Genomic DNA, 15,308 nt, shown 5'->3' on the forward strand with positions numbered 1-15,308 from the left:
ATAGGCCAAAGCCTCTAGATTCACTTTCGCTCGTCCCCCATTTCCTCGGCCCGCTACGCGAGCCTCAGGGGTAAGGGTGTGTGGGTGGAAAACGGCTTAGCCGTTTTCCACCCACACACCCTTACCCCTGAGCGCCGTAGGCGCGAAAGGCCTCCTAGAAAAATATGCATGCCTATAGATAGACATACATATTTTTCCCTTCCTTGACAGCGAAAAAGTAAGATGGTAGTATTCTTGTTAACGAAATGTTACACGTGTTCATTGCTAAATGGGTAAATATATGTCACCCAACAATTAATCGCGAAAGATATACTATTGCCAGCAATGTTGCTGTTGGGTGACAACCCATGAAGGTTCAAAGGGGATGCAATGCCAAAGAAGGCACACTATACCATCTTCTGGTCGCCATTGCGTCATGCATATGAGCTACATGAGCACCAGAACAATGAAGTTCTCGATATCGCCAACGAGAAACATACCTTGTTGGCGTGGGTAAGCCAGGTCTCGTCGTTCGCGTTCCATGGAAAGCATGGCTCATATACGGCGTGCAAAGAACGGAAACAGCGTGGTGATGGCTACTGGTACGCCTACGCGCGTATCAGGGGCAAGGTAACTAAGCGCTATCTTGGGAGAGAAACCAATCTGAGCATCCCTCATTTAGAGGAGGTGGCCCATAACCTGGGGCTCGATAAAGCAGAGGAAAAACATACCAGGAAGATAGCCTCAATTGAGTCACAGACGAGTCTGACATCCTTCTCAGCTCAGAGCCATCCTCTGCTTGCCACGAAATTTCATATGCCACGCCCACGCCCACGCCTGGTGCATAGACAACGATTGATCAATCGACTCGAACAGGGTTTGCAACGCACGCTGACCCTTATCTCAGCGCCGGTTGGCTTCGGTAAGACCACCCTGCTCGCCAACTGGCTACACACCCATCCCTCCTCTGTCGCCTGGCTCTCGCTTGAGCCACAGGACAATGAGCCTGCACGCTTTCTCTCATACCTGTTAGCGGCCTTGCAGCCCCACAATTCTCACCTGGATGCATTCAGCCCTATGTTGCCAAATGCGGCCTCAATAGAGGCACTGCTGACGGTGTTGATCAATGACCTATTGGAGCGACGTGTCAATACGTGCGAGCACATTGTACTTGTTCTGGATAACTACCAGTTCATCACCAATCACTCAATTCATTATGCTCTCTCCTTCTTGCTCAAACATATGCCACCGCAGGTACACCTGATTCTCGCCACACGTGAAGATCCACCTCTCCCATTGGCACACCTGCGTGGACAGAACGACCTGCTGGAATTGCGTGCCACCGACCTGCGTTTCACCTCTGAGGAGGCCGTTGACTTCCTTATGGATGTGGCTGAACTACCTCTTACAAAGGAGGAGAGCTTACTCCTGCACGCGCGCACTGAAGGCTGGATTACAGGACTCCAGCTCGCTGCCTTTTCCCTCCAGGGGCGTGCTGACCCTGGAACCTTTATCGCAGCCTTCAGCGGCAGTCATCACTATGTCGTGGACTACCTCCTTGAAGAGGTGCTGCATCAGCAGAGCGAGGTTGTGCAAGAGTTTCTGTTGCAAACCTGCGTTCTGGAACGCCTGAGCGCACCGCTCTGTGATGCCGTACGCCAGAAAGAGGGGAGCCAGGTCCTGCTCGAACTGTTAGAGCGCAATAACTTATTTCTGCTGGCGCTCGATGACGAAGGCCAATGGTATCGATATCACCGGCTCTTTGCTGAGGCCCTGCGCCAGCGACTACAGCACACCGCCCCCACTTTGGTACCGAAACTGCGCGCGCGCGCCAATCATTGGTATGAGCAGCAAGGATTATGCTCCGAGGGGGCACCCCATATCATAGAGACATCACTTCCACAAAATCAGCCCCTGAAGCAGCCGCTCACAGCCCGCGAACAAGAGGTTTTGCAATTGCTCCTGGATGGTATTTCCAACCGCGAGATCGCGTATCGCCTCGTCCTAAGTACCAACACCGTCAAGAAACATGTCTCCAACATCTGTAGCAAACTACATGTCAGCACTCGCACCCAGGTCATGGCGAAAGCCCACGCTCTCCACATACCCTTTTAAATTAGGCAATGTTCAGAGATATTTCATATTTCTGCGTCCACTTTGCTCACTTTTATGCGACATACTAGTAAGAGGATACACTGAAGGGAGCAAGGTATGGCGACCGATGTTTACGCATTGCTTTATAAGGAGCGCGAGAGCCTTGTGCGCTTCTGCGCCAGGATGACTGGCAGCCCCGATGCCGCTGAAGACCTGGCGCAGATGACCTATCTGGAGGCATGGCGCTCACAACAGCAGCTACGTGATCAGACCCGGGCGCACCAGTGGCTCTTTGGCATTGCACGCAACATGTGCCTACGCTGGCTGAGGTCCCAGCAACGCGATAGAGCACATATATTGGTTTCAGCCAATCCAGAGCAGGACGAGGAACAACCTGAACTGGAGGAGCAACTGGCCGATGATTTCAATCTGGAGCAAGACCTGGAGCAGAAGGAACTGATCCACCTGCTAGAGCAGGCGTTGGCCCTACTCCCCACCGAGACGCGCGCCTTGTTGATCGCGCACTACGTCGAGGAGCGGCCCATAAGTGAGATTGCGGGCCAGCATAGCATCACTGTTCCCGCGGCCTTTAAGCGCTTGCAGCGTAGTCGAGATGCCTTCCGCCAGGTGCTCACTACGCATCTGAGTCAAGAACTGGAGACCTACATGGTCACCTCCCATACATTCGCCTGGCAGGAGTTGCGCCTCTGGTGCCCCTTCTGTGGCACCTCGCACTGGAAAGCAGCGGCTCCGAAGAACGCGCTCTACTTCACTTGCAGCCGCTGTAATCCCGATCCCAACAGTGCCATCTTTAACACCTTCCCACAGGGTGTTAAGAGCTATGCGCGCTCTATGACGCGTTTACTACAGTTTATTAATGGTTACTATGAGCAGCGCCTGGCGCAAAAAAGGGCGCCCTGCGTCGGCTGTGGGCGCCTGACACCTATTGTCATCGAACCAAATGATCACTACCTTTACATGCGCTGCCCAGCTTGCCATGTTTTTCAACGCGAAACCGTGGCCTCGCTCTCGCTCAGTCTGCCAGAGGCTCGCGAACTCTGGAAGACCCAGCAGCGCATTCACCTACTGCCTGAACGCATGATTGAAATAGATGGATGTATAGCGATCGTGGCCAGCTTTGAGAGCCTCGGCACTAAAGCGCGGCTGGATGTGATTCTGGCAGCCGATACCTACAAGATCCTACACGTGATCAAAAATTACACGTAAAAGGAGAACCCATGTTACCAGAGCTACAACTCTTGACCCTGACCATCTACAGCCCTATGTTGCCATCCCAGTTACTGGAACGGGTCAGACAACATATCCAGCGGGGAGAAGAGACCGAAACCATCGTCCTGCTCGCCAGCTACATGGAAGAGAATCCCTTCCACGGCGACCTGTGGCATGTATTGGGTAGATACTATGAAGAGGCTCGGGAGTATGAGCAGGCTATAGACGCGTATCAAAAGGCAATTGAGTGTGGCAACCGCTGGTCGGGGGACACAGAATATCATCTCGCGTCCACCTTGATGCACCAGGGAAAAGACAAGGAGGCTGTGTCCTGGTTAGAGAAGGCCTTGCGCATCTCATTCCGCTTGCTACCAGAGTTGGAGAGCGATAACCTGTGGGAGCCATTGCGCTCTAATGAGCGCAATGGCTCGCTTTTTGCGCCCCGGCTTTCTCCTACCCTTGACCGTATTACCGGCTGGCGCGCTGATTTAGCCTACATGGCCAGGCGCATGGAGCAGGGTCACTATGATCTCTTTGGACGCGAAACCCCGCTCTCACGCGAAGTATGGCAGGCAGTCATAGCGGACCTGGACCAGCACATCCCCACGCTGGAGGACCACGAGATTGTAGTCGAGTTGATGCGGATTGTGGCCCTGGCAGGTGATGGACATACCAATCTCTTTCCCTTTGGTGTCGAGCAGGGATACCTGGCGGAGCAGAAGGGTCTATTCGATTATGCACCAGTCATGTTTTACCTGTTCGAGGATGGCCTCTTTGTACGCGGGGCGAAGCAGGAATATAAAGAGACCGTGGGAGCGCGTGTGCTGCGCATTGGCTCGGTCACGGCGGAAGAGGCACTAGAGCGTATCAAGCCCCTGGTCTTCAATGACAACATCATGCAGATCAAACGCCAGGGTCCGCTCTTGCTATCCTGTCCCGCCATTGCGCACGCGCTCGGAATCTCTGAGAGTCGAGAATATCTTGATGTACAGTTACAACAGGAGATGAAAGAGCCTTTCAATGTGCGCTTGCATAAGAATGCGGATATACCGCCCTGGTTTGTATGGCTATCTGTCGAGCCGGAAAATTGGGTCAGTATGTGTGATGGAGCGCTACCCAGGCCATTATGGCTCAAGCAGAGCGAGCTCTACTGGTTTGAGTATCTTGAGGATCAGCAGATCGTGTACTGTCAGTACAACGGGGTCCAAAATATGAAAGAAGAATCGCTAGCGACCTTTAGCGAGCGCCTCTTCGCTTTCATCGAGGGCCATGAGGTGCGGGCGCTCGTGCTCGATCTGCGCCGCAATGGGGGTGGCGACCTGACCACCTATCGACCGCTCCTGCACGGTATCATTCAGAATCGCAAGGTTAACCGGTGGGGGAGCCTCTTCGCACTTATCGGTCGCCATACCTTCTCCGCAGCCCAACACTTTATCAACCAGCTCGACACACATACCGAGGTCACCTTTGTTGGCGAATGCAGCGGCTCGCGCCCCCAGTTCGTGGGCGAAGGCAATCCGTTCCGCCTTCCATACAGTGGCCTTGATGTGAACATCTCTAATCGCTTCTGGCAGGGAACCTTCGCCCTCGATGGGCGCCTCTGGATCGCGCCCCATATCCGCGCCGAGTTCACCTCACACGACTATCGCGCCAACCGAGACCCGGCCCTAGAAGCCATTTTGGCCGAACTGTAGGAACATACAGAAAGTGGGCCGACGCTGCTAGAGCACGCGTCGGCCCACACCTAGAATTCATGCACAAACACAAATCCCCCATTAGTCGATAAATGCCCTGGCAAACATGCGTATGCCCTCCAATTGTGGCATATCAAAGAAGCGTATCACCAGTTCCTGCACTCCGGCATCCTCATACGCCTTCAGGCGCTTGCGAATCGTATCAGGGCTACCGATCAGGGCAACGTCGATGCGGTCGCCAAAGTTGGCCCGCACAACAGGTGGAATCTTCTCTAGCGCCTCTTCATCGGTCGCGCCAATCGAGCAGAAAGTGGTAGTGGTACGGCGGATACTCTCATAGTCGCGCCCAACCGCTTCACAGTGTGCTTTAAGCACATCAAATTTCTGTCCAATCGTCGCGAGATCGTTGCCGACATTGCAAGCATCTGCAAACTGTGCCACCATCTTCAGCGTGACCTTCTCGCCATCCCCGCCAATCAGCAATGGAATGTGCGGCTTTTGTACACCTTTGGGCTGATTGATGGCCCCACGCACCTGGTAGTATTTGCCTTCGAAATGTGCCTCTTCCTGGGTCCACATGGCAAGAATCACCTGCACCGCCTCGCGCACATAGCGCAGCAGCTCAGGCGCATCGGGATACTCATAGCCATAGGCGCGATACTCATGCTCATACCAGCCAGATCCAATGCCAAAGTTTAGGCGCCCATATGAGAGCACATCCAATGTGCTGGCCATCTTGGCCAGCAATGCGGGATTGCGATAGCCATTGCATGTTACCATCTGGCCGATGCGAATGCGCTTGGTATCGCGCGCCAGCGCTGCCGCCGTTGTCCAGCACTCGAATCTGAAAGCTCCCCGCGCTAAAGCAGCGGGGGTTCCAGGGGTTCGGTCCACGCTTCCAGTTCTTCCCACCCAAGCAGGAAGACTGGCTCTTGTGTCGGTTCCCCTGGACTTTTGGGCAGACGCGCTCCGGCTCTGGTCAAACCAAAGCTTTGGGGCACAGTCTGCCCCTCTTTCGCGCGTTGATGAGTACGCTCGTGTGCTGCTCGCAGGCGCGCCTCTGCACCTTCCCAATACGCCTGGTATCGGGCACACGAGGGAATGGGATCTGCTGGATCGAGGGAGGCGGCAAGAAAGGCGGAGTAGAGGTCGCGTTGGGCGGGACCCACGCCACATGCACACTGGTGCCACCGCTCTGAGAGCGGCTTCTTGGCCTTCTTGCCACAACCATGACACCATTGGCTCAGCGCTGTCGTGCGTGTGGGAACTTCGATGAGAATGCCGCCCGTGCTTGCAACGGTGCGTCTCAAGAGGTCTACAAACATCCCTGGTGCTCGCAGTCCCACACTCTTGCCAAACGTTTTCTGCCATGCCTTGTAGGAAATCTTTTCGATGATGATGGTGCTGCCCAGCGCGATTACCTCGTGGACCTTGCGGCCATGCAGGCTCTTGCGGTGGGCTGCCAGCTTGCGCTCTTTGGTCGCCTTGCGTCGTCGGGTGGCCTGGTAGCGCTTACTCTGCTTCCACTGTGGCTTTTTCTTGCCCTGTTTCTTGATACGCCCCTTCTCATCGTAGTGCTCGGGATTGGCGGCTCGCCGCTGCCGCTCCATCTGCCGTTGCAAACGGCGAATGGTCCTGGCATCGGGAGCCAATTCCGCACAGAATACTTCCAGGCTCGCCTCCCCTTCCTGGGGAACGAGGGCCAGGGTCGAGGGTCCGAGGTCCCCTCCAACGATGCCCTTGCCAACCTTGTGCTTGGGTTTGTGGTGGGGCTTGCCCTCCAGGGCCAATTGCACCACGTAGCGAGAGCCCTGGGCATCAGCTCCAGCAGCTCTGGGGCTACTGGCGGGGCGTTGAATGAGGCGGGCGTACTTGATGCGGTGCTTGAGGCCATGGGTCACCACCTCATCCTTCCAATCGATGAGGGCGGGCAACCGGTCTCCATTCCAGAGCAGATACCCCGCGTTTCCGGCTTCGGGCGGCTGCAGGACAAAGCGCAGGCTGGTATCATTGCGCTTATTCTCAATGCTGGAGAAGCCGCGTCCTCGGCTCTTGAAGCGGACGCGCCTGGCCTTGCCCAGGCAGACGCGGTTGAGGGCGCGATAGGCGCGTGTGGCCAGGGTTTGTGCCAGCACCGCCTCGATATGCTCGGCAATCCAGCCCACGCGTAGCCCTTTGACCGCTTCATGCAGGGCGGCCTCGGTGAAGCCATACGTTTTGCGCAAGGCGGAGAAGGCCACCGCTCGTTCGGTCTTGTGAGTGCGAGGAAGGGCACGGGCCTCTTGCCAGGCCGGGTCAGCCCGCATGCGGCGCAGGCGCTTTTGCCCTTGGGAGAGGATGGCGTTGTAGAGCTGACGAGCCGCTTCCAGATGAGCGCGCAGGCGGGCGGCTTGCCCAGGATCGACAACCAGAGGCAGTTCGAGCAGAAAGGTGGGCGTTGCTGCTCGCTTCTCTTGCTGTTTCTTTGGTATTCCCTGCCCCCCAGCGTTTTTTCGACATTTCCGCTCCTCGCTTGTACCCACACCTATAAACGACGCTGATACGCCTATTCTACCAGAGAGATGGAAAGAACACAAGTTCTTAGGCTTTTTTGCCAGGGCAATCGCATCTAATTTGGGGAATTGGCTCTACAAGCCGTGTCATAACAATCCCGTTTTTGAAGCTCTGCTGTATAGGCGCTCTCTACAGGCCGCTTAAAAATTTAGATGCGATTGCCCTGGCTTTTTTGCTTTTTTCTCTGTTCCTTTGTCTCTCGTGTGAGAGTGGCGATTCATCCCTGGCATCAATGACCAGGGCTTTCTCGCCACTTCCGCTGTAAAGTGCGACTGGGGAGATGTCTGCTGAAAGTGACACATAGCAGAGAAATCGCCTAGTATGTGAGGCTGAAGGGTAAAACGATACTCTGGCTTCCAGTCGTCGTATTGCCGCTCCAGGACCCAATATTCATCCTCTCGCACCAGGCGATAGCGTCCCCAGGTTTGAGGCTGCATAAGCAAGGGCTGCATACGAAGGGGAAGGCGAAAACTATCGCCAAAGCCTACATCCGCCAGCCAATCCTCTTCAAGATGAACTAGTAAGGTAAGATGGTCAAACTCTGGCCCAAAGCCCCCTGAGGAATGCCCCACACCAGCAGAGAGGAGATCAACTTGAAAACTCAGCGCTCGTAAGAGTGAGGCAAAAAGACCATTGAGTTCATAGCAGAAGCCACCACGCCTCTCCTCAATAACCTTTGTCCAGAGGGAGTGCTCATCCAGGCGAATCTCTCTTCCCAGGTGGATATCAAGGTTTTCAAAAGGAACTGAGAGCAGGTGTGCTTCATGCAGTGCGTTTAGGGTCTGGATATTTGGCTCAAGCGAGCCCTGGTAGTTAATGCGTCGCAGGTAAGCTTGTATGTTCATTATCATCCCATTGTGTCTTTATTAGATGTCTCCATAGAATAGGATCTCTTCTATTCTAGTACAGAATTGGTCATCGCTGATCGGCCAAACGACCAGCTATTCTCCTGCGCTAATGAACAGAATGAAGATCAGGGCTTTCCATTTCTCTTCCAGCTCTTGCCTCGGCTCGCGAGAAAAGGGAGCCTCTCGATGTGGTAGAGAACTGGAAAGTCCTGAATGAGGATGCAGCAACTTGCATCTTCTTCTGCAGCCATCTATACTTGGGTTTAGGTAACACAGCGTTAGGTAACATCACCAGGGATGAAAAAGGCGGTAGAGAATGCCAAGGGCAGCAGCATACACCCTATCCTGGTCAGAGGCAAGGCAGACATATATCCTCTGTGACCAGCACACGAAGATGGAAGAATTAGCTCTAGAGGCGCATGCTTCGGCATGGCAGGAGTTTCTGGTGCAGGCAGCCTCGTTCGCCTTCCGAGGACGGCAGGGCACATATACAGCACGCCGCGAGCAGGTGAAGCAAGGGGACTGGTACTGGTATGCCTATCAGCGCTCGCAGAAGCGGGTACGCAAGAAGTATCTGGGCAAAGGCGAGGTGCTCACACTTCAGCGACTGGAGGAGGTGGCTGGACTCTTCGCGGCAGATGGTGAAGACGGCAAAAATGGAGGCGCAACCAAGCAAGCTACAACAGGCAAGGAGATACATAGCCTGGCACGGGAAGAGCTACTGGCGGCCAAGCTCCGCGTTCCCCTGATACCACAGCATCTTGTCGAGCGCACGCGCCTCATAGAACGCCTGCACCAGGCCCAGGCACGCTCCCTAACCCTGATATGCGCTCCCGCTGGTTCCGGCAAGAGTACGCTGCTTAGTAGCTGGTTGCGCGCCCAGGCATCGCTCTCGGCCTGGGTCTCCCTCGATGCGAGCGATAACGATACCACGCGCTTCTGGTCTTACCTCTTCACGGCTATAGATGCCCTCTATCCCGGCGCGGGCACCTATGCCCTGCGTATGCTCCACACCCCTCAGCGCCCCACGATTGAGCGCGTCCTGACGCTGCTACTCAATCTGCTGGAGAACGAGAAGTTCAGACCCCAAAAGTCAAACGGCGAGGCACTGCTCGTACTGGATGACTATCATATGATTAGCGACGAGTCCGTTCACCAGGGCCTGACCTTCCTGGTAGAGCATCTACCTGCACATCTGCACATAGTTATCGCGGCACGCCATGATCCTCCTTTGCCGCTTGCGCGCCTTCGGGTTTGCCAGCTTCTGCTTGAACTACGAGCCGACGACCTACGCTTTACGAGTGAGGAGACACTAGCGTTTTTCGCACACCACGGAAAGGCTCCTCTTACGCACACAGAGATCTCGCTATTGGAAGAGCGCACGGCTGGCTGGGCGGCGGGGCTGCAAATGGTCGCGCTCCTCTTGCATGGTCAGCCAAAAGCGCCCAATGTCTTAGAGAGCCTCAAGGGCAGCCAGAGCTATATCGCCGAATACCTCGGGCAGGAGGTGCTGGCACACTTGCCCGAGCGGATCCAGCAATTCCTCTTGCGAACCTCGATTCTCTCACAGCTGGATGCTCAACTCTGTGAGGCCGTTAGTGCACAACCCAATGGCGAGGAGACCCTGAATTGGCTCTATCAGGCCAATCTCTTCTTGACACCTCTGGATGAGACACGCCGCTGGTATCGCTATCACCAGGTCTTTGCCGACATGCTGCTCCAACGCTTACAGCAGAGTGCCGCCACACTGGTACCAGAATTGCATCGTCGCGCCTCTCTCTGGTATCGCGAGCAAGGAATGCTGGCCGAGGCCGTCGCCCATGCTCGCTCCTCTGGCGATTGGGAGAGCATCGCCAATATTGCAGAAGAGGCTGGAGTGGAACTTATCAGTCGCGGAAACGTTCAGATGGTGATGAACTGGGTGGCAATGCTGCCTCGCCTGATAGTCTTTTCACGCCTGCGCCTCTTTCTCTATGAGTGCTGGTGGCGCTGGTACGCTGGTCATGCCGCTGTCGTCGCTGAGATGATGCGCGAGTATATCCAGCAACACGCATTACCCGACCTGGAGATAGAGGATGTCGCCACCCTGGAGCAGACAATCAGCGCACATGTTGATATGCTCTATCCTCGCTCGCGTTGGGGCGAGGAACAGCGAGCCAACCGGATCGCCGAGATGCTGGCTCTCTATGGAGTGTTGAATATGGAGCGCCCCGATGGAGCGGCTTTTAGCCAGGCTGTGTGCCGTCGCGCGGTTGTTCGTGTGGCCGGCATGGCGCATCGTGCACGCATCGCACAACATCTGAGCACGGTCTCTATTCTGCGCGGCGACCTGTTCGAAGCTACTGCTACTCTGGAAGATGCACTGGCCTCCGCCATTGCTGATGGTAGTGTTACCTGGATGACCAGCACCGGGTATCGCCTGGTGATGCTCTATGAGATGATGGGCCAGTTGCATGATGTGACGCGCATTTCCCAGGATATTCTTGAATTAGCGAAAGGGAAGGCATTCCTCACCCAGGGGACCGCATACATCTTTCTCGGCAATATCGAGTATGAACGTAACAACCTGGAAACGGCGGAGCACTATTTCAGGTTGGCCATCGCATCGTGCGAGGAGATTGATCTCCTCACAGAATCTGATTCCGATGTCCATTTCCTTCTTGGACAATTGGGGCTGGCACGTATCCAATTCATCAGGAAAGATATAGCAGGCGTACGTTTGTGCCTTGAAGAGATTGCAGGCTTTCTCTCACAAAAATGGGTGGGGAATGAGGTGCTCCCCGCCGTGAAGGGCGAATATGCTCTGTTGATGCATGATTTAGGTGATGATGACACAGGCTATTACTGGTTGCAAGAATATGTTCTCCCCGAACATAGTGATCAATTAGTGCTGCGCCAGTTCATCTCATTGAAGCACAACCACTACCGGCTCTACATAAAGTTGTTGCTTACCTACCAACGCTGGCAGGAAGCGGAACAGGTGCTGCAAAGCCAGCAGATGTTAGCAGAGCAGCAGGGGAGAACCGGTAACCTGATCCTGTGGCTCACCCTGCGCGCCTTGCTCGAGGAGGCCCAGGGCAATGCGGGGCAGGCGCTCTCTTCCATCACTCGCGCCCTGAGCCTGGCGGAGCCCAGAGGCTACCTTCGCGTTTTTCTGGACGAAGGTGCGCCCTTGCTAACCCTTCTTTATCGCTTACGTGACGAACTGCGCAAGCAACGCACCACAGAAAATCCCGCTCCTGCATCTAGATATCTCGATAGATTGATTCTGCTTTGCAAACAGGAGCAGCAAATGGGTGTGCCATCAGGTGAGCAAGCTGAACTGGTTGAGTCGCTGAGCGAGCGTGAGTGTGAAGTACTGCGACACATCAGCGAGGGGCGCTCAAATCGGGAGATCGCCCGGCAACTCGTCATAGCACTGAGCACTGTGAAATCGCATATCAGGGCCATCTATGCCAAACTGGGGGTTAAGAGCCGCACGCAGGCGTTGATCCAGGCCCGCCGACTCAATCTGCTCTAGCTTCCTCCTCTCCCAGGGCGACCGCTCATGCCTCTACAAGAGCCAAAAGAACCTCCCACAATTCACCTCTCGTTCCTCCTTTTGGTGGAGGGTTTCTGCTCATGATGAGATTATACTGGGACATATCGGCATCTGTAGTTTTGTGGGCTATGGCAAATCACGTAGGATTTGCCCTGAATAAGGAACAGGATGCTCGCAAGGAAGTATTTCAGAGCCGGGATATCTCAAGGAGTAAGTATCATGGAAATTACGGCATCATTACAAGCACAGCCAGAAACGACGCAAAAAGCAAGCCGAACTGCGACCATAGGGAGCCTGGTAAGCAGCCTTCTGATCAACGGAGCGCTCCCTTTCATCATTTACACGCTTCTGAAAAGCTATACCAATACCTCGGACCTCCTGGCTCTCGTGGCTTCGGGCGTACCATCTCTGCTTGAGAGCATCATAGGGATTCTCCGCAGGAAACGCATTGATTTGCTTGCCGGTATCGCCCTGGCAGGGATTGCCGCTTCGCTCATCATCACTTTCCTGGGAGGTAGCCCCAAAGTCTACCTGATACGAGAGTCTTTTTTTACCGTCGTATTTGGGCTGGTATTCTTGTTATCCTTGTTTTTCTCCAGGCCTCTCATGTTCTATTTCTCTCGTCACTTCGCGACAGGCAACCATCCAAAAAATATTCCTTGGTTTGATTCACTTTGGCAGTATCGGGGCTTCCGCACCTCTATGCGCGTGATGACAACGGTCTGGGGCATTGGGTTTCTGCTTGAGGCCGCGATACGTATCTATCTGGTCCTCGCCCTGAGCACCGAACAATTCCTGATCGTTTCCCCATTCATCATCTACGGCATTATAGGAGTACTCGCGGTCTGGACGTTTTTTTATAGCCGTCAAGGCCGTAAAAAAAGCGAGGCAATACGGCAGAGCCTGATCGTACATCAGAATGATCCCACTTCACAAAACGCGTAACAATGTGAGGTACAAGAGGTCACCAGACAAACAAGGTGACCTCTCTTCAACAGGTATTGTCAACTTATTTGAAAAATTCGTGACCAAGGTTCGACAAGCATGCCTTGCCTACCGATCAACGCTGGCCACTCTAACAACGAGATCGCTGCACAACTCATTATCGCTCTGAGCACAATCAAATCACATGTGCACACCATCTATAGCAAGCTAGGCGAGGAGAGCCGCACCCAGGTCCTCGCCCAGGCTCGCAGGCACAAGCTGCTCTAGTTGAGTTAGGGCTAGCATAACTGCAGAAACCACTCATAGAGCAGGTCATTTGAGGTGTACCATCAGGAGACATACAGTATCGCCTTACCCGCGATACGACGGTCCAGAAGGCTCTGGGCAACCTCGGCAACTTTGGTCCAGGAAGCCTCCAGCCCAATTTGCGGATGCAATCGTTCCTCAGCGACCATTTGAGCCAATCTTCCCAGATCTTTCGCTGCATTTAACATGCGTTCGATTTCAGGAACGAGGAATGGTCCTTTTTTTGCCGCTTCCAATCGACTCTGCAACGTTGCTTCCGGGTCTCCTGCCGCTCCCACATTCACACATACGCCATCTGTCTCCAGTAAAGTCAAAGCAGTATTTAGAGATTTCCCGCCCAATGTATCTATGACGATATCATAAGGGCCAAACGAGCGAGCCAGAGCAACATCTTCTCCAACAACCACCTCATGCGCCCCCATTGCTCGGACACTGGCCACACGCTCCACGCGCCGCACAAGAGCTACCACCGTAGCGCCTCCCTGACTGGCCAGTTGGCAGGCAAAATGCCCCACACCACCCGAAGCCCCCGTGACCAGCACTTTCCGATTGAGCAGAAAGCCCGCTCTCTCCAATCCATATAAAGCAGTCAGGCCCGCAACCGGCAACGTTGCAGCTAGAGCAAATGTGACACCTTCAGGGATCTCTGCCAGCGAAGCTGTAGGAACCGCGACCAGTTCCGCCCATGCTCCGGAATTAACCAGGCCAAAGACTCTGGCCCCAACCGACGGCCCCGATCCATCAGAAGCCGCTTGCTCCACCACCCCAGCCAGGTCCCACCCTGGGCGCCATCCCGCTTCCGAGGTACGCACAACCGCCCTACGCACCTCGCCCAGATTGAGCGAGATGGCAGAGACTCGGACAAGTGCTTCTGATGGCGCGGGCGATGGCGACTCAACCTCGTGTAACGCCAGACGTCCTTTCATATCAGGATCAACAACAATTGCACGAATAGTATTCATAGTCAATCTCCTTCTCAATTTCTATCTTATTTTTCTTCTTAAATGCGGTTCCACTTTTTAAGGGAGTACGTGCCGCTCCCCTCTCACCGATACGATGGCTCCTTCCTTGACCTTCGATTTCCTCTTTGCTAGTATAGGCATGAGCTGATCGTATAACCAGCGCTTGATTATCGTATGATTAAAACTAGCAGGATAAGAAGCAGTAGAGATGGATGAAAGAGAACGCAGGGAGGCGCTGGCCGCTTTCTTACGCACACGACGAGCACGCATTCAACCCGCAGAGTTGGGCTTGCCTGCTCGCAATCGTCGTCGTACAGCGGGATTGCGGCGCGAAGAGGTTGCAGAGCTTGCCAACATCGGTGTTTCCTGGTATACGCTGCTTGAACAGGGACAGGATGTTCATCCCTCCAAACAGGTGCTCTCCAGCCTGTCAACGGCTCTCAGGCTTACTGCTGCTGAGGAGCGGCATCTCTTCCTCCTGGCATATGGAGAAGTATCTGGAAAGAGGTTGGAGGAGGAACAGGTGACGCCTGCGCTCCAACGCGTTGTCAATGCACTCAATCCGCACCCAGCTTTTATGATTGGGCGGTGCTGGAATGTTCTCACCTGGAATCGAGCAGCAGAGCTGTTATTTCGTTTTCACGAGCCATGTCCACCTCACTCGCACAATGTCATCTGGCGTTTTTTTCAACGTGAAAACAGTACCCTCTATCAAGAATGGGAGAAGCAGGCACAAAGCCTGGTGGCACAATTTCGTGCCGATTACGCCCGCTATCCGGGCGATGTCTCTTTTCGTGAAATTATCGAAGACCTGCAACAGGCCAGCCCACAATTTTGCCAGTGGTGGGAGCAACAAAATGTACGCGGTTTGCCCGATAGACCTCAAGTCATGAAGCACCCGACACTGGGATGGTTGGAATTTGACCATGTAACCTTCCAAACATCCTTTTCCCCTGATTTACGTGTGAAAGTCTACTCAGCCTCGGAAGCTTCGGTATCAAAATTGGAGCAGGCACTCTCTGCCTCCTTGTGAAGGACGTAACCACACCGGAAGAAACAAGTCTCCAGCAAAAATCGGACCTTGAAGAAGGTTCGATTTTTGCTGGAGACCGCAAGCGCTTTCGTGGTTCTCAGCTTATGCGTTGCATTCTAATCC

The 15,308-nt window shown here is 54.4% G+C and carries 11 protein-coding genes; 7 read left to right on the forward strand and 4 right to left on the reverse strand.

Going from position 1 to position 15,308, the window contains the following annotated elements:
- Window positions 1-369 precede the first annotated feature (369 nt).
- From KRAC_RS78470 to KRAC_RS29605, 3 genes are all read left to right on the forward strand, one after another.
- Entirely contained in the window at window positions 370-2,094 is a 1,725-nt protein-coding gene (locus tag KRAC_RS78470) for a helix-turn-helix transcriptional regulator (protein WP_040445310.1), read from the forward strand.
- A 96-nt stretch (window positions 2,095-2,190) separates the two neighbouring features.
- Complete coding sequence (locus KRAC_RS29600) at window positions 2,191-3,300, forward strand: RNA polymerase sigma factor (RefSeq protein ID WP_007913709.1); 1,110 nt, start codon at window positions 2,191-2,193, stop codon at window positions 3,298-3,300.
- Between the two features lie 11 nt (window positions 3,301-3,311).
- Window positions 3,312-4,997 carry a tetratricopeptide repeat protein gene (locus KRAC_RS29605; RefSeq protein ID WP_007913715.1) on the forward strand — a complete coding sequence of 562 codons (1,686 nt, stop codon included), beginning with the start codon at window positions 3,312-3,314 and terminating at the stop codon, window positions 4,995-4,997.
- Between the two features lie 81 nt (window positions 4,998-5,078).
- Here KRAC_RS29605 and KRAC_RS29610 read toward each other — a convergent pair whose 3' ends face one another.
- The 3 genes from KRAC_RS29610 to KRAC_RS29620 form a co-directional block, all read right to left on the reverse strand.
- Complete coding sequence (locus KRAC_RS29610; protein WP_007913717.1) at window positions 5,079-5,891, reverse strand: TIGR03560 family F420-dependent LLM class oxidoreductase; 813 nt, start codon at window positions 5,889-5,891, stop codon at window positions 5,079-5,081.
- The gene (locus tag KRAC_RS73885; RefSeq protein WP_007913719.1) at window positions 5,858-7,519 is read right to left on the reverse strand and encodes a hypothetical protein; all 1,662 of its coding nucleotides are present in this window, start codon (window positions 7,517-7,519) and stop codon (window positions 5,858-5,860) included. The genes KRAC_RS29610 and KRAC_RS73885 overlap by 34 nt, the downstream gene beginning before the upstream one ends.
- A 171-nt stretch (window positions 7,520-7,690) precedes the next feature.
- Entirely contained in the window at window positions 7,691-8,395 is a 705-nt protein-coding gene (locus tag KRAC_RS29620) for an arylamine N-acetyltransferase family protein (protein ID WP_007913722.1), read from the reverse strand.
- 319 nt (window positions 8,396-8,714) lie between these two features.
- Here KRAC_RS29620 and KRAC_RS29625 point away from each other — a divergent pair, with 319 nt between their 5' ends.
- The 3 genes from KRAC_RS29625 to KRAC_RS69355 all read left to right on the forward strand — a co-directional run bounded on the left by KRAC_RS29625 (window position 8,715) and on the right by KRAC_RS69355 (window position 13,151).
- Window positions 8,715-11,918, forward strand: a complete 3,204-nt coding sequence (locus KRAC_RS29625) for a winged helix-turn-helix domain-containing protein (protein WP_007913724.1) — start codon at window positions 8,715-8,717, stop codon at window positions 11,916-11,918.
- A 240-nt stretch (window positions 11,919-12,158) separates the two neighbouring features.
- Window positions 12,159-12,884: a VC0807 family protein gene (locus tag KRAC_RS29630; RefSeq protein WP_007913726.1), complete on the forward strand. Its 726-nt coding sequence runs from the start codon at window positions 12,159-12,161 to the stop codon at window positions 12,882-12,884.
- 99 nt (window positions 12,885-12,983) lie between these two features.
- A complete protein-coding gene (locus tag KRAC_RS69355) occupies window positions 12,984-13,151 on the forward strand; it encodes a helix-turn-helix transcriptional regulator (RefSeq protein ID WP_083814891.1) in 168 nt (55 codons plus the stop codon).
- A gap of 62 nt (window positions 13,152-13,213) precedes the next feature.
- Here the strand turns inward: KRAC_RS69355 and KRAC_RS29635 are convergent, their stop codons facing one another.
- The gene (locus KRAC_RS29635) at window positions 13,214-14,152 is read right to left on the reverse strand and encodes a zinc-binding dehydrogenase (protein ID WP_007913727.1); all 939 of its coding nucleotides are present in this window, start codon (window positions 14,150-14,152) and stop codon (window positions 13,214-13,216) included.
- Window positions 14,153-14,360: 208 nt separating this feature from the next.
- Between KRAC_RS29635 and KRAC_RS29640 the strand changes: the two genes are divergently transcribed.
- Complete coding sequence (locus KRAC_RS29640) at window positions 14,361-15,185, forward strand: helix-turn-helix transcriptional regulator (RefSeq protein WP_007913729.1); 825 nt, start codon at window positions 14,361-14,363, stop codon at window positions 15,183-15,185.
- Window positions 15,186-15,308 lie beyond the last annotated feature (123 nt).

Source organism: Ktedonobacter racemifer DSM 44963 (assembly GCF_000178855.1).
GTDB lineage: Bacteria > Chloroflexota > Ktedonobacteria > Ktedonobacterales > Ktedonobacteraceae > Ktedonobacter > Ktedonobacter racemifer.